Below are 17,659 nucleotides of genomic sequence, written 5' to 3'. Positions count from 1 at the left end.
GGCCGCGGCCGTGGGCGCCGCACCGACCGGCACGGGTGAGCCGACCCGCGGGGACACGTGCCACATCGACGTCGTCGACAAGGACGGCTTGGTGATCTCCGCGACCCCGTCGGGCGGCTGGCTCCAGTCGAGCCCCGCGATCGCCGAGCTCGGCTTCTGCCTCGGCACGCGCGCCCAGATGCTGTGGCTCGAGCCGGGCCTGTCCACGAGCCTCGCCCCGCGCATCCGCCCCCGCACGACCCTGTCGCCGACCATGCTCGTCGACGACGACGGCACGGTCATCGCACTGGGCACGCCCGGCGGCGACCAGCAGGACCAGTGGCAGCTCACGATGCTGCTCGGCCTGCGCGTGCTCGGCCTCGACGCGCAGGCCGCGATCGACGCGCCCTCGTGGCACGTGACGCACCTCGTGTCGTCGTTCGAGCCGCGCGTGTGGGAGCCGGGCGGGCTGCACGTCGAGTCGCGGCTCGGCGAGGCGACGATCGCCGAGCTGCGCCGTCGCGGCCATGCGGTGACGGATGCGGGGCCCTGGTCGCTCGGACGCCTCTCGTCGGCGTCGCACGCGCCCGACGGCACGATCCGCGCCGCCTCGAACCCGCGCGACGAGCAGGGCTACGCGGCGCTGCGCTGACGAGCGCGGCCGCCTGAGCCGCGAGCGGAGCTCAGAGCGCGAAGATGTCGGAGATCTGCTCGACCGTCGCCGCGTCGAGCTGCCCTCGTCCCGCTGCCGCGTTCTGCTCGACCTGCTCGGGCCGCGTGGCGCCCGCGATGACGCTCGTGACCGCCGGCTGCGCGAGCAGCCACTGGAAGGTCACCTCGAGCATCGACCGGCCGGAGTCGCGCACGAGCCGCTCGTAGCGCTCCATGCGCGCCCAGTCGGTCTGCTCGAGCAGCTGCGGCTTGAGCCGCGTCAGGCGGGCGTCGGCGGGCCCGCTGCCCTGCGAGTACTTGCCGGTCAGGAGCCCGTTCGCGAGCGGGAAGTAGGGCAGGAAGCCGAGCCCCGCCTCGAGCACCGCGGGCAGCACCTCGCGCTCGACGTCGCGCTTGACGAGCGAGTACTCGTCCTGCGCGGTCGAGAAGCCGTTCGGGCTCTCGACCTCGGCGGCGGCGGCGATCTGCTCGGCGCTGAGGTTGGAGTGGCCGTAGGCGCGGATCTTGCCCTCGTCGACGAGCTCGTCGAGCGCCGCGACGGTCTGCTCGATCGGCGTCGCCGGGTCCGGCATGTGCAGCTGGTAGAGGTCGATGTGGTCGACCTGCAGGCGGCGCAGCGACGCCTCGACCGCATTGCGGATGTACTGGCGTGCGCCCTTGGGCCCCCACGTCTCGGTGCCCTCGACCGCGAGGTCCTGGTGCCCCCACTTCGTCGCGAGCACGACCTTGTCGCGCGCGGCGCTGCCGGCCCTCTTGAGCGCGACGCCCATGAGGGTCTCGGAGGTCGTCGCGGGGTTCCCGTAGATGTCGGCGGTGTCGAACAGGGTGATGCCGTGGTCGATCGCGGCGTGGATCACCGCGTCGGTGCCCGACTGCTCCTCGGTGACGGTGCCCTTGCGGCCGAAGTTGTTGCAGCCGAGGCCGATGGCCGAGACCTCGATGCCCGAAGTTCCGAGAGTGCGCGTCATGCTCCAAGCCTAGGCGCCGCCGGCTGGGCGCCCCGGTCTGCCGCCGCCCTGCCGCCGGGGCGGCTTCGGGGCCTTCCGGGGCTGCGTCGCCGCGATCGTCTGCGCGACCTCGTGCAGCCACTCGGTGTCGGCGAGCCGGTCGGCGTCGACGACGCCGTAGGGCTTCGAGCCCGGGTACGCCTCGCCGCGCGGCAGGTCGGCCGTGAGCTCGGACGCCTCGGGCACGAGCTTCAGCAGCAGCGTGTCGTCGCACACGAACGCGAAGATGCGGTCGTCGCAGTAGACCGCGTGCTCGCCGAACATCGCGCGCACGCGGATCGGCAGCGGGTCGAGCGCCTCGTGGATGCGCTCGATCGTCTCGGGCCGGTTGGGCATGCGTCGATCATGGCACCGGGCGGTGACGGATGCGCGGCCTCGGTCGCCTCGCGGCCGCGGTGCGGGCGGCGGCCGGGTCAGAGCGGCTGCAGCACGCCCGACCGGGCGACGACCTCGAGCGCGAGCGTCTTGTAGCCCTCCTCGTCGAAGAGCACGGTGATGCGGTCGCCGTCGTCGCTCACGACGCCGCCCTCGCCCCACGCCTCGTGCCGCACCCGCATCCCGACCGACCACTCCCCCGCCGCGTCCGCCGACGCATCCGCCGCTTCGCGCTCCGCCTCGGCGCGCGCCGCCGACCCCGAGCGGCACGTGTCGCACGCCCCGCACAGGCCCGGCAGCTCCTCGCCGAAGTAGCCGAGCAGGAACCGCCGGCGACAGCCGCTCGTCTCGGCGTAGCCTCGCATCATCTCCACGCGCGAGCGGTCGACGCGCCGCCGGGCCTCGGCGATGCGGGCGGCCTCCTCGACCGCGGGCTTCACCGTGCCCTCGCGCCACACGAGCTCGCCGTCGTCGGTCGTCTCGACGGCGCCCGCCTGCTCGAGCAGGTTGACGGCTGCGGTCAGCCGGCTCGCGCCGACGTCGAGCCGCTCGCGCAGCCGCTCGGGCGGCACCGGCGCCTTCGCGCGCCGCACGCGCGAGGCGACCGCCGAGAGCATGTCGACGTCGGCGCTGCCGCCCGTGCGGAACCGGTGCAGGCCGAAGTCCTCCTGCCGGTGGAAGAGCGCGGCGAGCGCGGGCTCGCCGTCGCGGCCGCTGCGGCCGATCTCCTGGTAGTAGGAGTCGAGCGAGTCCGGCGGCGCCGCGTGCAGCACGAAGCGCACGTCGGCCTTGTCGATGCCCATGCCGAACGCCGAGGTCGCGGCGACGACCTCCGCCGTGCCGTCGCTGAAGGTGGCGTGCACGCGCTCGCGCTCGGCGCGCGGCATGCCCGCGTGGTACGACTCGGCACGCACGCCCGCCGCGATGAGCTCGGCGGCGTACCGCTCCGCGTCCTTGCGCGTCGCGACGTACACGAGGCCTGGCTTCGCCTCGGCGACGGCGCGCGCGACGATCGCCTCGCGCTTCTCGTCGTCGCCGCTGTGGCGCTGCACCTCCAGGAAGATGTTGGGGCGGTCGAAGCCGCGCACGACCTGCCGCGCGTCGCGCATCCGCAGCCGCTCGACGATCTCCTCCCGCACGGGCGGGGCGGCGGTCGCAGTGAGCGCGACCGTCGTCGGGTGCCCGAGCGCGTCGACGACGTGGCCGAGCCGCAGGTACTCCGGCCGGAAGTCGTGCCCCCACGCCGAGACGCAGTGCGCCTCGTCGACGACGAGGAGCGACGGCTCGAGCTCGCGCAGCCGCGCGAGCACCTCGTCGCGCGCGAGCTGCTCGGGCGCGAGGAACACGAACTCGGCCTCGCCTGCCTCGAGCTCCTCCCACGCCTCGCGCGTCTCGCCGACCCGCTGCGAGGAGTTGACCGCGACGGCCGCGTCGGCGCCGAGGCCCTCGAGCTGCTCGACCTGGTCGCGCTGCAGCGCGATGAGCGGCGAGACGACGACGGTGAGCCCGTCGACGAGCTTCGCCGCGAGCTGGTAGATCGCCGACTTGCCGTGCCCCGTGGGCATGACCGCGAGCACGTCGTGCCCCGCGAGCACGGCCTCGACCGCCTCGCGCTGCCCCGGGCGCAGCTGCTCCCAGCCGTACTCGCGGGCCGCCTCCGCGATCCGGTCCGACGTGGAGCTGCGGCGGCGAGCGGTCATGGAGCGATGCTAGGCGGGTGCCCTGACCGGGGCCTGGGCCGCCGTCCGGAGGCGGCTCAGCGGGCGGCGACGAGCCGCGGGTCCTCAACGACGAGCCGGAGGCCCGCGTCGCCGCGCGTGAGCGGCACGTCGGCCGACGCCGCCCACGCGAGCAGCGCATCCGCCGTGTCCGCCTGCACCCCGGCGAGCGCGAGCGCGCGCACGAGCGCGCCCTTGCCGGCCTTGTTCCAGTGGTTGAGGGGCTTGCCCTCGCGCGAGACGATCTCGACGGGCTCGGCGCCCGGCACCGGGGCGAGCGCCGCGTAGGCCTTCGAGCGCAGGTCGAGCGCGAAGCCCTCGATCTGCTCCCCCGCGCCCGACCAGAGCTCGCGCATCCGCTCGCCCGGCAGCTTCGAGTGCTCGGACACCTTGTACGCGGGGATGCGGTCGGATGCGCGCACGAAGCCGAGCAGGGCCGACTGGATCACGACGTGGTCGTCGACCCACCGCCGCGCCGCAGCCGGGAGCTCGGCGGCCGCGAGCGCGTCGTAGAGCACGCCCGTGTAGCGCTCGATCGCGGGCATCGTCGGCGAGGTGCGCACGGCGGCGTTGTCGGCGGCGGCTCGCGCCTTGGCGGGCGTCGACGCGTCCTGGCCGTGGGCGACGAGGCGGTCGAGCGCGGCGAGCGCCCGGGAACGGGCGACGGCCAGCCCGGGGAATCCCAGGCTGGCCGTCTCCAGCGGCGCTCCGCTCCCGCCTGCCGCCTTCGTCTCGCTGGGCGGCAGCAGGACGATCACGCGAGCTTGGCGTTCCGCGCGACGATCTCGATCCGGTCGTGGTCGACCGAGAGGAAGCCGTCCTCGGCATCGACCCTGTGGACCGTGCCGCTCGAGTCGGTGACGCGCACCTGGCCCTCGGCGAGCACCGCGAGCATCGGCTCGTGGCCCGTCAGGATGCCGATCTCGCCCTCGGTGGTCTTGGCGATGACCTGCGAGGCCTCGCCCGTCCACACCTCGGCCGCGGCCGACACGATGCTGACGGTCAGAGCCATCAGCCGTTCTCCTTCTGGATCTGCGCCCACTTGGCTTCGACGTCCGAGATCGCGCCGACGTTGAAGAACGCCTGCTCGGCCACGTGGTCGAACTCGCCCTTCGCGATCGCGTCGAACGACTCGATCGTGTCCTTGAGCGGCACCGTGGAGCCCTCGACACCGGTGAACTTCTTCGCCATGTAGGTGTTCTGCGAGAGGAACTGCTGGATGCGGCGCGCGCGGTTGACGACGATCTTGTCCTCTTCCGAGAGCTCGTCGACACCGAGGATCGCGATGATCTCCTGCAGCTCCTTGTTCTTCTGAAGGATCTGCTTGACCGTCGTCGCGACGCGGTAGTGGTCCTCGCCGAGGTAGCGGGGGTCGAGGATGCGGCTCGTCGACGTGAGCGGGTCGACGGCCGGGTAGAGGCCCTTCGACGCGATCTCGCGGCTGAGCTCCGTCGTCGCGTCGAGGTGCGCGAACGTCGTGGCCGGGGCCGGGTCGGTGTAGTCGTCGGCCGGCACGTAGATCGCCTGCAGCGAGGTGATCGAGTGGCCGCGCGTCGACGTGATGCGCTCCTGCAGGATGCCCATCTCGTCGGCGAGGTTCGGCTGGTAGCCGACGGCGCTCGGCATGCGGCCGAGCAGCGTCGAGACCTCGGAGCCGGCCTGCGTGAAGCGGAAGATGTTGTCGATGAAGAGCAGCACGTCCTGCTTCTGCACGTCGCGGAAGTACTCCGCCATCGTGAGCGCCGACAGGGCCACGCGGAGGCGCGTGCCCGGCGGCTCGTCCATCTGGCCGAAGACGAGGGCGGTCTTGTCGAAGACGCCCGCCTCCTCCATCTCGTGGATGAGGTCGTTGCCCTCACGCGTGCGCTCGCCGACGCCGGCGAACACCGACACGCCGCCGTGGTCCTGCGCGACGCGCTGGATCATCTCCTGGATGAGGACGGTCTTGCCGACGCCCGCGCCGCCGAACAGGCCGATCTTGCCGCCCTGCACGTACGGGGTGAGGAGGTCGATGACCTTGATGCCGGTCTCGAAGAGCTGCGTCTTCGACTCGAGCTGGTCGAACGACGGGGCCTTGCGGTGGATCGACCAGCGCTCGGTGACCTCGAGCGTCTCGCCCTCGCCGAGGTTGAGCGCCTCGCCGATGACGTTGAAGACCTTGCCCTTGGTGACGTCGCCGACGGGCACCGTGATGGACTCGCCCGTGTCGCGCACCTCCTGGCCCCGCACGAGGCCGTCGGTCGGCTTGAGCGCGATCGCGCGGACGAGGTCGTCGCCGAGGTGCTGCGCGACCTCGAGCGTGATCTCCTGCGGCTCGGTGCCGTCCTGGAAGTCGACGGTCGTCTTGAGCGCGTTGTAGACGGCGGGGATCGCGTCGTGCGGGAACTCGATGTCGACGACGGGGCCGGTCACGCGAGCGACGCGGCCGACGCCGGCCTGCTGCTGCGGGGCCTCGGTGGTGTCAGTGATGGTCATGTGCTTGCCTTTCGTGGCTACTTCGCCGAGGCGAGGGCGTCCGCGCCGCCCACGATCTCGGAGATCTGCGTCGTGATCTCGGCCTGGCGCGCGTTGTTGCGCAGGCGGGTGTAGTCGATGATGAGCTTGTCGGCGTTGTCGGACGCCGACTTCATCGCCTTCTGCGTGGCGGCCTGCTTCGCGGCGGCCGACTGCAGCAGCGCGTTGAAGATGCGGCTCTCGACGTAGACCGGCAGGAGCGCGTCGAGCACGAGCGCGGGCTCGGGCTCGAACTCGTAGAGCGGGAAGTGCTCGGCGGCATCGGCGCTCTCGGCCTCGACGACCTCGAGCGGGAGGAGGCGCACCGTCGTCGGGTCCTGCGTCATCATGCTGACGAAGCGGTTGTAGACGATGTGGATCTCGTCGACCTGCTCGGAGACGTACGCCTCGAGCACCGCCTCGGCGATCTCCTGCGCGAGCTCGGGCGTCGGCACGTCGGACTGGCCCGTCCACTCGCGCACGTAGGGGCGCTGGCGGAACTTGAAGTAGCCGACCGCCTTGTTGCCGACCAGGTAGTGGTCGACCTCCTTGCCCTCCGCCTCGAGCTTCGCGCGCAGCTCACCCGCCTCCTTGAGGATCTGCGAGTTGAACGCGCCGGCCAGGCCGCGGTCGGCGGTCACGACGACGATCGCCGCGCGCTTGAGCTGCTCTCGCTCGACCGTGAGCGGGTGCGCCTCGTTCGAGAACGTGGCCACCGCGCTCACGGCGCGAGTGAGCGCCCGAGCGTACGGGTTCGACGCCTGCACGCGGGCGAGCGCCTTCTGGATCCGCGACGCGGCGATGAGCTCCATCGCCTTCGTGATCTTCTTGGTCGACTGCGCAGACTTGATCTTCTGCGTGTAGACCCGGAGCTGGGCTCCCATTCCGCCTCCTCAGCGATCCGCGTCAGCGACGGCCCTTGACGATCTGCTCCTGGTTGACGTCCTCGACCATCGGGTTGTTCGCCTCGGTGCCGGGGTCGGTGATGCTCGCGGCATCCTTGCCCTGCCAGTTGCGGGCGAACTCGTCGACCTCGCGCTCGAGCGTCGCGAGGGTGTCGTCGTCGAGCACGTTGGTCTCGCGCAGCGTCGTGAGCACCGTGCTGTTGCCGCGCAGGTGCTCGAGGAGCTCCGCCTCGAACTGCAGCACCTGGTTGACGGGCACCGAGTCGAGCTTGCCGTTGGTGCCGGCCCAGATCGAGACGACCTGCTCCTCCACGGGGTACGGCGAGTACTGCGGCTGCTTGAGCAGCTCGGTCAGGCGCGCGCCGCGGTCGAGCTGGCGGCGCGAAGCCGCGTCGAGGTCGGAGGCGAACATCGCGAACGCCTCGAGCGAGCGGTACTGGGCGAGCTCGAGCTTGAGCGTGCCGGAGACCTTCTTGATCGACTTGACCTGCGCGTCGCCGCCGACTCGCGAGACCGAGATGCCGACGTCGACCGCGGGACGCTGGTTCGCGTTGAACAGGTCGGACTGCAGGAAGATCTGGCCGTCGGTGATCGAGATCACGTTGGTCGGGATGTACGCGGAGACGTCGTTCGCCTTCGTCTCGATGATCGGGAGGCCCGTCATCGAGCCGGCGCCGAGCTGGTCCGAGAGCTTCGCGCAGCGCTCGAGCAGGCGCGAGTGCAGGTAGAAGACGTCGCCCGGGTACGCCTCGCGGCCCGGCGGACGGCGGAGGAGCAGCGACACGGCGCGGTACGCCTCGGCCTGCTTCGACAGGTCGTCGAAGATGATCAGGACGTGCTTGCCCTCGTACATCCAGTGCTGGCCGATGGCCGAGCCCGAGTACGGCGCGAGGTACTTGAACCCCGCGGGGTCGGATGCGGGCGAGGCGACGATGGTGGTGTACTCCATCGCGCCGGCGTCCTCGAGCGCGCCCTTCACCGAGGCGATGGTCGAGCCCTTCTGGCCGACGGCGACGTAGATGCAGCGCACCTGCTTGTTGACGTCGCCCGACGCCCAGTTGGCCTTCTGGTTGATGATCGTGTCGATCGCGAGGGCCGTCTTGCCGGTCTGGCGGTCGCCGATGATGAGCTGGCGCTGGCCGCGGCCGACCGGGATCATCGCGTCGATGGCCTTGATGCCGGTCTGGAGGGGCTCGTGCACCGACTTGCGCTGCATGACGCCGGGCGCCTGCAGCTCGAGGGCGCGGCGGCCGCTCGAGGCGATCTCGCCCAGGCCGTCGAGCGGGTTGCCGAGGGGGTCGACGACGCGGCCGAGGTAGCCCTCGCCGACGGGGACAGAGAGGACCTCGCCCGTGCGGGTGACCTCCATGCCCTCCTCGATGCCATCGAACTCACCGAGCACGACGACGCCGATCTCGGTCTCGTCGAGGTTCTGCGCGAGGCCGAGCGTGCCGTCCGCGAAGCGGACCAGCTCGTTCGCCATGACGCCGGGGAGACCCTCGACGTGCGCGATGCCGTCGGCGGCGTCGATGACGCGGCCGACCTCGGCCGTCGTCGAGGCCGACGCCTCGTAGGACGAGACGAAGTCGGCGAGGGCGCCCTTGATCTCGTCGGGGCTGATGGTGAGCTCTGACATGTGTCTTCCTCTTCGGGTTTCTTCGACCTAGCCGAGCTTCAGGCGCAGGTCGGTGAGCTTGGAACGGACGGTGCCGTCGATGACGTCGTCGCCGATCGAGACGCGCAGCCCGCCGAGCACGGCCGGGTCGACCACCTGCTGCAGCTGCAGCGTGCGGCCGTACTGGCGCTCGAGACCGGCGCGGAGCCGGTCGAGCTGGGCGGTGGGGATCTCGCGGGCCGTCGTGACGGTCGCGAGCGAGCGGCCGGACGCCGCGGCGACCTGCGTCGCGGCCGAGCGCAGGCGCTGGCCGATGCGGCGGCCGCGGGGCGCGCGCACGAGGTGGTCGAGGATCGCGACCGTCGCATCGCTCGCGCGGCCCGCGAGCAGTCGCTGCACGAGCGCCGCCTTCTCGTCGGCCGAGCCCTGCAGCCCGCCGAGCGCGAGCTCGAGCTCGGCGTCGGAGGCGACGATGCGCTCGAAGGACGCGATCTCGCCGGCGACATCGGCCTCCGTGCTGCGCACGGCGACGCGGACGCCTGCCTCGTCGATCCCGGCCAGGAGGTCGGTCGCCTCGGACCAGCGCTGGCGCGCGAGGTGGGCGACGATCGCGACCGCCGCGCCACCGAGCTGCCCGAGCACGCGCTGCGCGAGCGCGGCGCGCGCGTCGGGGGTCGAGACCGGGTCGGCGAGCGACGAGAGCACCTGCGGGCTGCGCTCGATGGCGCGCGATGCCCGGAAGAGGTCCCGCGCGTCGTCGAGGCCCGCCTGCGGCTGGGCCCGGACGGCCTCGTCGATGCCGGCTCGCGCCTGGCTGGTCGCGCTGCCCACTAGCGGTTCGCTCCCTCGCGCTCGAGGTCGGCGAGGAAGCGGTCGACGATCGCGGCCGAGCGCGCGTCGTCCATCGACTCGCCGACGACCTTCTCCGACAGGTCGAGGGCGAGCGTGCCGACCTCGGTCTTGAGCGACGAGAACGCGGCCTGGCGCTCCGCCTCGATGCGCTGGTGCGCCTGGGCGGTGATGCGCTCGGCCTCCTCGTTGGCGCGAGCCTTGAGGTCGGCCTCGATGCGCGCGGCGTCGGCGCGAGCCTGGTCCTTGATGCGCGCGGCCTCGGCGCGGGCCTCGGCGAGCTGCGTGTTGTACGACTCGAGCGCCGCGGCAGCCTCGGCCTGCGCCTCCTCGGCCTTCTTGATGCCGCCCTCGATCGCGGCGGCGCGCTCGTCGAGCAGCGCCTGCATGCGAGGCAGGACGACCTTCCAGAAGATCAGCAGGAGGACGACGAAGATGACCGCCGACCAGATGATGTCGTACGGAGCCGGAAGCAGCGGGTTCTGAGTGGTCTCCCCCGCTTCTTCCGCGAGGAAGAGAGGAGTGGTGAGCATCAGTGCGTCAGGCGTTCATGAAGAAGTAGGTGGCGATGCCGATGAACGCCAGCGCCTCGGTGAAGGCGATGCCGATGAACATCAGCACCGTCAGGCGGCCCTGGAGCTCGGGCTGGCGGGCAACCGACTCGATCGTCTTGCCGACGACGATGCCGACGCCGATGGCGGGGCCGATGGCGGCGAGGCCGTAGCCGACGGTGCCGATGTTGCCGTTGATCTCGGCGAGGATGGTCGTGGCGTTGTCCACGGTCGTTCCTTTCGGTTGTCCGGAGGGTCCGGGGTCAGTGCTCTTCAGCCAGCGCGAGCTGGATGTAGACGGTGGTCAGGATGGCGAAGACGTAGGCCTGCAGGACCGCGACGAGGATCTCGAACACGGTGAAGGCGAAGCCGAAGGCGAGGGTGCCCACGCCGAAGAGCGTGAAGAGGCCGCCGGCCGAGAAGAAGAAGAAGTGCGTCGCGGCGAAGAACAGCACGAGCAGCAGGTGCCCGACGAACATGTTCATCATGAGTCGCAGCGTGAGCGTGATGGGGCGCAGCACGAAGGTCGAGACGAACTCGATCGGCGTCACGATGATGTACAGCGGCCACGGCACGCCTGTCGGGAAGAGCGAGTTCTTGAAGAACGCACCCGGGTGCTTCTTGACGCCCGCGTAGATGAACGCGACGTACGCGACGATCGACAGCACGAGCGGCACGCCGATCACCGAGGTGCCCGCGATGTTGAGGAACGGGATGATGCCCGTGATGTTCATCGCCAGCACCATGAAGAAGATCGTGGTGATGATCGGCAGGAAGCGGCGGCCGTCCTTCTCGCCGAGCAGGTCGTAGACGATGCCGTCGCGCACGAAGCCGAGGCCGAGCTCGACGACGCTCTGGCCGCGCGTCGGGACGAGCTTCATCTTGCGGGTGCCGAGCACGAAGATCAGGATGATCGCGAGCGCCGACAGCATGCGGATGAGCATGATGCGGTTGATGCCGAAGATCGGCTCGTCGCTCCCGGCCCAGGCGATGGCCGGCTCCATGAACAGGAAGACCTGCGGGAAGAACTCCGCGATCGACGGCGGGTGGAACGGCTCTGGCTCGTTCCCAGCAGAGGCCAGCAGCGACAACACGGCGTTCAGCGTCTCTTCCTCAAGCTCGTGGCGCCTGGCGCCTTCTTGACGTCGGTGCGCCCCCTCGCGCGAACGCGCTCGAGGACGAGCGGGGCAGTTGGGGGAACGGCTACGACTCTATCAGAGCGGATGAGCGGGGCCAGACGGGCGGGACGGCTCACGCGCGGGCGCCGGAGGCCGGGCGGCCCTGCGTCTCGTCGTCGGCCTCGCTGTCGATGAGCGGCTGCCGGCTCGTGGCGATGACGACGCAGTCGATGACGAGCGAGCCGATCACGGCGGCGACGAGCGCGCCGAACGCGACCCCGCGGTGCAGCCACTCCTGGTCGCCCAGCACGAGCACGAGCACGATGAACAGCACGAACTTCAGCAGCCATCCGCCGAGCACGATGCCGAAGAACGCCCCGGAGACCATCTGGCCGCGCGAGGCCTTGAGCGCGAGCATGATGCTCGCCGCGGTGAGCATGCAGAAGACGATGGCGAGCGCGGTCCCGACGAGCGCGGAGGCGACGCCTGCGCCTGCCGCGAGGACCCACCCGACGATGCCGCCGACGACGGCGACGGCGCCGGCGAGGACCGCTCCCCACAGCAGGATCCGGCGCATGATCTGGGTGGTGGTCACCGGATGTCTCCCTGGGAGTCGATGGCGTCGATGCTGGTCGGCTGGAGTCCGGTGCGGCGAGCGCGACGCTCGCGCAGCACCCGCAGGAACGTGCGGAACACCCTGCGACCGACGGGCGCCGCCGTGAGCAGGGCGCACACGATGAACCCGACCGCCATGATACCGACCGCGACCCACCACGGCACGATCAGGAACAGCAGGCAGCCGATCGAGACCACGGCGGTCCACGCGTAGAAGATGAGCACGGCCCCCAGGTGCGAGTGCCCCATGTCGAGCAGCCGGTGGTGGAGGTGCTTCCGGTCGGCGGCGAAGGGGCTGTTGCCGTTCACGACCCGTCGCACGACCGCGAGCACGAAGTCGGTGAGCGGCATGAGCAGGATCGCGAGCGGCAGCAGCACCGGGATGAAGGCGGGCAGGATCTGGCTGCGCCCGCCCATCGTGCCGATGTCGATCTGCCCGGTCACCGCGATCGCGCTCGCCGCGGTGAGCAGGCCGAGCATGAGCGCGCCGCCGTCGCCCATGAACATCCGCGCCGGGTGCCAGTTGACCGGCAGGAAGCCCAGGCACACCCCCACGATGATCGACGTGATGAGGCTCGCGAGCGAGAAGTAGGCGTTCTGCTGGCCGAGGTTCTGGCTGATCATCCAGATGTAGCCGAAGAAGGCGGTCGAGCCGATGATCGTGGTGCCCGCGACGAGCCCGTCGAGGCCGTCGATGAAGTTCACCGCGTTCATGACGAGCACGATGATGAGCACGGTGAGGGTGATCGCGGTCGTCGCCGACGGCACGATGATCCCCGCGATCGGGAGGCTCACGATCTGCACGCCGAAGAGCGCGACGCCGGTCGCGACGAGGATCTGCGCGCCGAGCTTCAGCATCCAGTCGAGGTCGACGAGGTCGTCGAGCACGCCGATCGCGCAGATCGCGATCGCCCCGCCGAGCAGCGTCCACACCCGGACCGGCTCCGCGAAGATGCCGGAGAGCTCGGGGATGAGCGCCGCGACGCCGAGCGCGGCGACGACGCCGATGCACATCGCGACCCCGCCGAGCCGGGGCGTGGGGCGGGAGTGCACGTCGCGCTCGCGCACCGGCGGGTGGATGCCGTGCTGGAGCGCGAGGCGCAGGACGACGCGGCTCGCGACGAACGTGACGATCGCCGCGACCGCGGTGATGAGCAGGAAGACCATGGCGTCACCCGGGGGCGAGCAGGTCGCCGAGGACCGCCGCGATCGCCTCGCGAGGCAGCACTCCCTGGCGCACGATCCGCGCGACGCCGTCGGTCGAGCAGTCGAGGATCGTCGAGCCGTTCTGCTCCCCCGGCGCGGCGCTGCCGCCGACGGGGCCGGCGTCGAGCACGAGCGCGACCCGGTCGCCGAGCATCTCGGCCGCGGCCGCCGCCTCGGTCGGCGCGGGCATGCCGTGCAGGTTGGCGCTCGAGACGGCGAGCGGGCCGGTCTCCCGCAGCAGGCCGATGGCGATGGGGTGGTCGGGCACCCGCACCGCCACCGTGCCGCCGGTGTCGCCGAGGTCCCACGTGAGCGACGGCTGCGCGCGCAGGATGACCGTGAGCGGCCCGGGCCAGTGCGCGTCGAGCAGCGGCTCGAGCTCTGGCGGCACCGACTCCGCGAGCGCGGTGGCCATGTGCCGGTCGGCGACGAGCACGGGCGGGGGGAAGCCGCGATCGCGGCCCTTCGCGGCCAGGAGCCCCGCGACGGCCGCGTGCGAGAAGGCGTCGGCCGCGATGCCGTAGACCGTGTCGGTCGGCATCACGATGCTCTGGCCGGCACCGATGGCCGTGCGTGCGGCGCGGATGCCGTCGAGCAGGGATGCGGGGTCGGAGCAGTCGTAGAGCGCGGGCACCCCTCCATCGTAGTTCGGCGACGACCGCGGCCCGATGGGCTGCCGGTCCGCTCAGCGCAGGCGCGTCACCGGACGGCGGAGGTCACCCGGTCGCGGCCGGTGAGGTCGGCGCGCGTCTCGGCGCGGGTGAACCCGGCGTCGGCGAGCATCTCGCGGATCGCCTCCCCCTGGTGCTCCGCGTGCTCGAACGCGACGAGGCCGCCCGGCGCGAGCAGGTCGGCGGCGAGCGGCGCGAGCGAGCGGATGAGGTCGAGCCCGTCGGCGCCCGAGTAGAGCGCGGCGTGCGGGTCGAAGCCGCGCACCTCGTGGTCGGCGGGCACGGATGCGTCGGGCACGTAGGGCGGGTTGCTCACGAACGCGTCGAGCGAGCCCGGCGTGACCCCGACCGAGGCGAGAGCCGAGACGTCGCGTGCGTCGGCGTGCAGCAGCACGACCTCGGGGGCGAGGTCGGCGATGTTGCGTCTGGCCCAGGGGAACGCGGCAGGGCTCTGCTCCACCGCCACGACGCGCGCCCGCGACTCGCGCGCGATCGCGATCGCGACTGCGCCGCTACCCGTGCCGACGTCGAGCACGACCGGATCGACGACGCGGCGCAGGTGCCGCAGCGCGACCTCGACGAGCAGCTCCGTCTCGGGTCGCGGCGTGAAGACGCCCGGTCCCACGTGCAGCTCGAAGTGGCGGAAGGGGGCGGCGCCGGTGATGTGCTGGAGCGGCTCGCGCGACTCCCGGCGCGCCACGGCCTGCGCGAAACGCACGAGCGCATCCGCCTCGAACGCGCGGCCCGTGGCCATGTCGACCCGCACCTCGCCGAGCGACGCGCCGCTCGCCCACGCGGCGAGCAGCTCGGCGTCGGGGCCCTCGATGCCCGCCGCCGAGAGCCGGGCGCGGGCGTCGCGCACGGCGTCGGAGACGGAGGTCGGCTGCACGCTCCAACGCTAGCCCTGTCGCCGCGCGCCGCCGTGCGGGAATGCGCAGTGGCGCGCGAGCGATTGCTCAGTTGCGAGGCCGTAGAGTGACAATCCTGGCTTCCATCCGATGAAAGGACCGCGAATGGCCCGCATCTTCGACGACATCACCGCGACGATCGGCGGCACGCCGCTCGTCAGGCTCCGGCGCACGAACGACACGCACGCGACCGTGCTGGTCAAGCTCGAGTCGTTCAACCCCGCGGGATCCGTGAAGGACCGCATCGGCCGCGCGATCATCGACGCCGCCGAGGCGTCGGGCGAGCTGCAGCCGGGCGGCACGATCGTCGAGGGCACGAGCGGCAACACGGGCATCGCGCTCGCGTTCGTCGGCGCCGCCCGCGGCTACCGCGTGATCCTCACGATGCCGGAGACGATGTCGGTCGAGCGGCGGGCGATCCTCAAGGCGTACGGCGCCGAGCTCGTCCTGACCCCGGGCGCCGACGGCATGCGCGGCGCCGTGGAGCGCGCGCAGCAGATCGTCGCCGAGACGCCCGGCGCGATCCTCGCCCGCCAGTTCGAGAACGAGGCGAACGTCAGGGTGCACCGCGAGACGACCGCCGAGGAGGTCTGGGCCGACACCGACGGCGACGTCGACGTCTTCATCGCGGGCGTCGGCACCGGCGGGACGATCACGGGCGCCGGCGGCCGGCTCAAGGAGCTGAACCCCGACATCCGCCTCGTCGCGGTCGAGCCCGCCGACTCGCCGCTGCTCACGAAGGGCCAGGCCGGCCCGCACAAGATCCAGGGCCTCGGCGCGAACTTCGTGCCGGCCATCCTCGACACCGACGTGTACGACGAGGTGGTCGACGTCGAGCTCGAGGACGCCGTGCGCGTCGGGCGCGAGCTCGCGGCGAACGAGGGCATCTTCGCCGGCATCTCCTCGGGCGCGATCGTCTGGGCCGCGCTCGAGGTCGCGCGGCGCCCCGAGTCGGCCGGCAAGACGATCGTCGCGATCGTGTGCGACACGGGCGAGCGCTACCTCTCGATGCCCATCTACGCCGAGCTGGGGTGAGGGTCGCGGTGGGCCTGCTGAACATCCGCGAGGACATCGAGAACGCGAAGCGGCACGACCCCGCCGCACGCGGGGCGCTCACGATCGCGCTCACCTACTCGACCCTCCACGCGGTGTGGGCCCATCGCATCAACCACCGCCTGTGGCACGCCGGCGCGCGCTCGCTCGCGCGCGCCGGCAGCCAGTTCGCGCGCTTCATGACGGGCGTCGAGATCCATCCCGGGGCGAGGCTCGGCCGGCGCTTCTTCATCGACCACGGCATGGGCGTGGTGATCGGCGAGACGGCCGAGACTGGCGACGACGTCATGCTGTACCACGGGGTGACGCTCGGCGGCACGGCGAACGCCGCCGTGAAGCGGCACCCGACCCTCGGCCACCGCGTGCTCGTGGGCGCGGGCGCCAAGATCCTCGGGCCGATCGCGCTCGGCGACGACGTCAAGGTCGGCGCGAACGCCGTCGTGCTGAAGGATGCGCCGTCCGGTGTCACGCTCGTGGGCGTGCCGGCCCGCCCGGTGAGCGGCACGGCGCCCGCGGAGCTGCCGCACATCGAGTACTCCATCTAGCAGCGCAGCGCCGCACCGCACGCGCCGCTCAGGCCGAGCGCTCACCTCAGCCCGTGAGTGGTCACTCCCGACGCCGAGCGGTCACTCCCGACGCCGAGCGGTCACTCCCGACAGTGAGCGGTCACTTCCGACGTCGAGGGGTCACTCCCGACAGTGAGCGGTCACTTCCGACGGTGGGAGGTCACTCCTGACAGCGAGCGGTCGCTCCGGTCGGATGCTGCCGGTGAACCGCCGCTCGACGGCCTGCCGGCTCGGTGACATGACCGCTCGAGGACCCGAGTAACCACTCAGCGACCGCAACGACCGCTCAAGCGCAGGAGTGACCACTCAGCGACCGGAACGACCGCTCAAGCGCGGGAGCGACCACTCAGCGACCGGAGTGACCACTCGGGATCGGGAGCGCCGCCGCGGCTGGTCAGGCGTCGGATGCGGTGGGTCAGGCGTCGGATGCGGTGGGCTCGGCGGCCGCGTCGGGCGAGTCAGAGTCGGGGCGCTCGGTGAGGGCCAGGCCCGCGACGGCCACCAGGATGCCCGCGAGGAAGAGGAGCGTGAGCGGGTTCCACGGCTGGGCACCCGTGACGAGCGCCCACAGGACGGTCAGCGCGCCACCGAGGCCGGTCCAGACCGCGTAGCCGGTCGCGAGCGGCACCACCCGCACGGCGCGCTCGAGCCCGACGAAGCTCAGCACCGCGGCGACGGCGAACACGGCGGTGGGCACCGGCTCGCTCAAGCCGGCCGACTCCCCGAGCGCCGTCGCCCAGACGGCCTCGAGCACGGCGCTGCCGAGCAGCGTCGCCCACGCGGTGCGGCGGCCCACGTCAGCTCACCAGCTTCAGGCCGACGAGGCACGCGACGAGCAGCACGAGCAGCAGCGAGCGCACGAGCGTGAGCCGCTCCCTGCCGCGCGCGACCTGCAGCACGACGGTCGCGACAGCGCCGACACCGACCCACACGGCGTACGCCGTACCCGTCGGGATCTCGAGCATCGCCCACGCGAGCCCGCCCATCGAGGCGAGCATCGCGACGGCGAACAGCACGGTCGGCCGCCACCGGCGGAAGCCCTGCGACGCCTGCATCGCGGCCGCCCACACCGCCTCGAGCAGGCCGGAGGCGACCAGGATCACCCACGCCATGACGAGTCCCTCACTGGCCGTCTTGTCGCGCTGCGGGTACGGCTCCCTCGTCCGCGGACCCTGCTCCGGGTCCGCCACCAGGGTATCCAGGCCACATCGGCAGCGGCTGTGCAGCCGGAGTCGGCGGCGGCTGGCAGGGGCTGTGCAGCCGGGGTCGGCGGCGGCTGGCAGCGGCTGTGCAGCCGGGGTCGGCGCCAGCTGTGCAGCCCGGGTCGGCGGCGCGTCAGAGCGCGGCGTGCGCCCGCC

Annotated in this window: 21 protein-coding genes and 1 riboswitch; of the genes, 3 read left to right on the top strand and 18 right to left on the bottom strand. The window is 71.9% G+C overall.

The window, feature by feature from the left end; all coding sequences use genetic code 11:
- On the top strand, window positions 1-631 hold a 631-nt coding region (locus NWP09_RS06145), incomplete at its 5' end, for a gamma-glutamyltransferase family protein (protein ID WP_258274653.1).
- 31 nt (window positions 632-662) lie between these two features.
- On the opposite strand, the gene NWP09_RS06140 is transcribed toward NWP09_RS06145, so the two are convergent.
- From NWP09_RS06140 to prmC, 16 genes are all read right to left on the bottom strand, one after another.
- Entirely contained in the window at window positions 663-1,619 is a 957-nt protein-coding gene (locus tag NWP09_RS06140) for an aldo/keto reductase (RefSeq protein ID WP_258274652.1), read from the bottom strand.
- A gap of 9 nt (window positions 1,620-1,628) precedes the next feature.
- Window positions 1,629-1,994, bottom strand: coding sequence for a TfoX/Sxy family protein (locus NWP09_RS06135; protein ID WP_258274651.1), 366 nt, complete (start codon window positions 1,992-1,994; stop codon window positions 1,629-1,631).
- Between the two features lie 77 nt (window positions 1,995-2,071).
- Window positions 2,072-3,733: a RecQ family ATP-dependent DNA helicase gene (locus NWP09_RS06130; protein WP_258274650.1), complete on the bottom strand. Its 1,662-nt coding sequence runs from the start codon at window positions 3,731-3,733 to the stop codon at window positions 2,072-2,074.
- Between the two features lie 56 nt (window positions 3,734-3,789).
- Complete coding sequence (gene yaaA / locus NWP09_RS06125; RefSeq protein WP_258274649.1) at window positions 3,790-4,509, bottom strand: peroxide stress protein YaaA; 720 nt, start codon at window positions 4,507-4,509, stop codon at window positions 3,790-3,792.
- The gene (locus tag NWP09_RS06120) at window positions 4,506-4,763 is read right to left on the bottom strand and encodes a F0F1 ATP synthase subunit epsilon (RefSeq protein ID WP_258274648.1); all 258 of its coding nucleotides are present in this window, start codon (window positions 4,761-4,763) and stop codon (window positions 4,506-4,508) included. Before NWP09_RS06120 ends, yaaA begins: the two co-directional genes overlap by 4 nt.
- A complete protein-coding gene (atpD, locus tag NWP09_RS06115) occupies window positions 4,763-6,226 on the bottom strand; it encodes a F0F1 ATP synthase subunit beta (protein ID WP_258274647.1) in 1,464 nt (487 codons plus the stop codon). Before atpD ends, NWP09_RS06120 begins: the two co-directional genes overlap by 1 nt.
- A 17-nt stretch (window positions 6,227-6,243) precedes the next feature.
- On the bottom strand, window positions 6,244-7,128 hold the full coding sequence (locus NWP09_RS06110; RefSeq protein ID WP_258274646.1) for a F0F1 ATP synthase subunit gamma: 885 nt from the start codon (window positions 7,126-7,128) through the stop codon (window positions 6,244-6,246).
- Between the two features lie 22 nt (window positions 7,129-7,150).
- On the bottom strand, window positions 7,151-8,785 hold the full coding sequence (gene atpA / locus NWP09_RS06105) for a F0F1 ATP synthase subunit alpha (RefSeq protein ID WP_258274645.1): 1,635 nt from the start codon (window positions 8,783-8,785) through the stop codon (window positions 7,151-7,153).
- A gap of 27 nt (window positions 8,786-8,812) precedes the next feature.
- Window positions 8,813-9,595, bottom strand: a complete 783-nt coding sequence (locus NWP09_RS06100; protein ID WP_258274644.1) for a F0F1 ATP synthase subunit delta — start codon at window positions 9,593-9,595, stop codon at window positions 8,813-8,815.
- Window positions 9,595-10,146: a F0F1 ATP synthase subunit B gene (locus NWP09_RS06095; protein WP_258274643.1), complete on the bottom strand. Its 552-nt coding sequence runs from the start codon at window positions 10,144-10,146 to the stop codon at window positions 9,595-9,597. The genes NWP09_RS06100 and NWP09_RS06095 overlap by 1 nt, the downstream gene beginning before the upstream one ends.
- Window positions 10,147-10,153: 7 nt before the next feature.
- Complete coding sequence (atpE, locus tag NWP09_RS06090) at window positions 10,154-10,393, bottom strand: ATP synthase F0 subunit C (protein WP_258274642.1); 240 nt, start codon at window positions 10,391-10,393, stop codon at window positions 10,154-10,156.
- A 34-nt stretch (window positions 10,394-10,427) separates the two neighbouring features.
- Window positions 10,428-11,168, bottom strand: coding sequence for a F0F1 ATP synthase subunit A (atpB, locus tag NWP09_RS06085; RefSeq protein WP_258274655.1), 741 nt, complete (start codon window positions 11,166-11,168; stop codon window positions 10,428-10,430).
- 247 nt (window positions 11,169-11,415) lie between these two features.
- Window positions 11,416-11,877, bottom strand: a complete 462-nt coding sequence (locus NWP09_RS06080) for a hypothetical protein (RefSeq protein WP_258274641.1) — start codon at window positions 11,875-11,877, stop codon at window positions 11,416-11,418.
- On the bottom strand, window positions 11,874-13,064 hold the full coding sequence (locus NWP09_RS06075; RefSeq protein ID WP_258274640.1) for an MraY family glycosyltransferase: 1,191 nt from the start codon (window positions 13,062-13,064) through the stop codon (window positions 11,874-11,876). The genes NWP09_RS06080 and NWP09_RS06075 overlap by 4 nt, the downstream gene beginning before the upstream one ends.
- 4 nt (window positions 13,065-13,068) lie before the next feature.
- On the bottom strand, window positions 13,069-13,737 hold the full coding sequence (locus tag NWP09_RS06070; RefSeq protein ID WP_258274639.1) for an L-threonylcarbamoyladenylate synthase: 669 nt from the start codon (window positions 13,735-13,737) through the stop codon (window positions 13,069-13,071).
- Between the two features lie 65 nt (window positions 13,738-13,802).
- Window positions 13,803-14,663 (bottom strand): peptide chain release factor N(5)-glutamine methyltransferase, encoded by an 861-nt coding sequence (gene prmC, locus NWP09_RS06065; protein ID WP_258274638.1) that lies wholly within the window; start codon window positions 14,661-14,663, stop codon window positions 13,803-13,805.
- 124 nt (window positions 14,664-14,787) lie between these two features.
- Here prmC and cysK point away from each other — a divergent pair, with 124 nt between their 5' ends.
- Both cysK and epsC read left to right on the top strand, forming a co-directional pair.
- Window positions 14,788-15,717, top strand: a complete 930-nt coding sequence (gene cysK / locus NWP09_RS06060) for a cysteine synthase A (RefSeq protein WP_258274637.1) — start codon at window positions 14,788-14,790, stop codon at window positions 15,715-15,717.
- A gap of 8 nt (window positions 15,718-15,725) precedes the next feature.
- Window positions 15,726-16,280: a serine O-acetyltransferase EpsC gene (gene epsC, locus NWP09_RS06055; RefSeq protein WP_258274654.1), complete on the top strand. Its 555-nt coding sequence runs from the start codon at window positions 15,726-15,728 to the stop codon at window positions 16,278-16,280.
- Between the two features lie 436 nt (window positions 16,281-16,716).
- Here epsC and NWP09_RS06050 read toward each other — a convergent pair whose 3' ends face one another.
- Both NWP09_RS06050 and NWP09_RS06045 read right to left on the bottom strand, forming a co-directional pair.
- Window positions 16,717-17,097, bottom strand: a complete 381-nt coding sequence (locus tag NWP09_RS06050; RefSeq protein ID WP_258274636.1) for a multidrug efflux SMR transporter — start codon at window positions 17,095-17,097, stop codon at window positions 16,717-16,719.
- A 1-nt stretch (window position 17,098) separates the two neighbouring features.
- The gene (locus tag NWP09_RS06045) at window positions 17,099-17,413 is read right to left on the bottom strand and encodes a multidrug efflux SMR transporter (protein ID WP_258274635.1); all 315 of its coding nucleotides are present in this window, start codon (window positions 17,411-17,413) and stop codon (window positions 17,099-17,101) included.
- 12 nt (window positions 17,414-17,425) lie between these two features.
- Window positions 17,426-17,489, bottom strand: a riboswitch (guanidine-III (ykkC-III) riboswitch).
- Window positions 17,490-17,659 lie beyond the last annotated feature (170 nt).

The sequence above is a fragment of the Agrococcus sp. HG114 genome (genome assembly GCF_024723325.1).
In the GTDB taxonomy this organism is placed as follows: Bacteria; Actinomycetota; Actinomycetes; order Actinomycetales; family Microbacteriaceae; genus Agrococcus.
The sequence above is the reverse complement of the archived record's forward strand: the minus strand, read 5'-3'. Positions and strand labels throughout refer to the sequence as shown.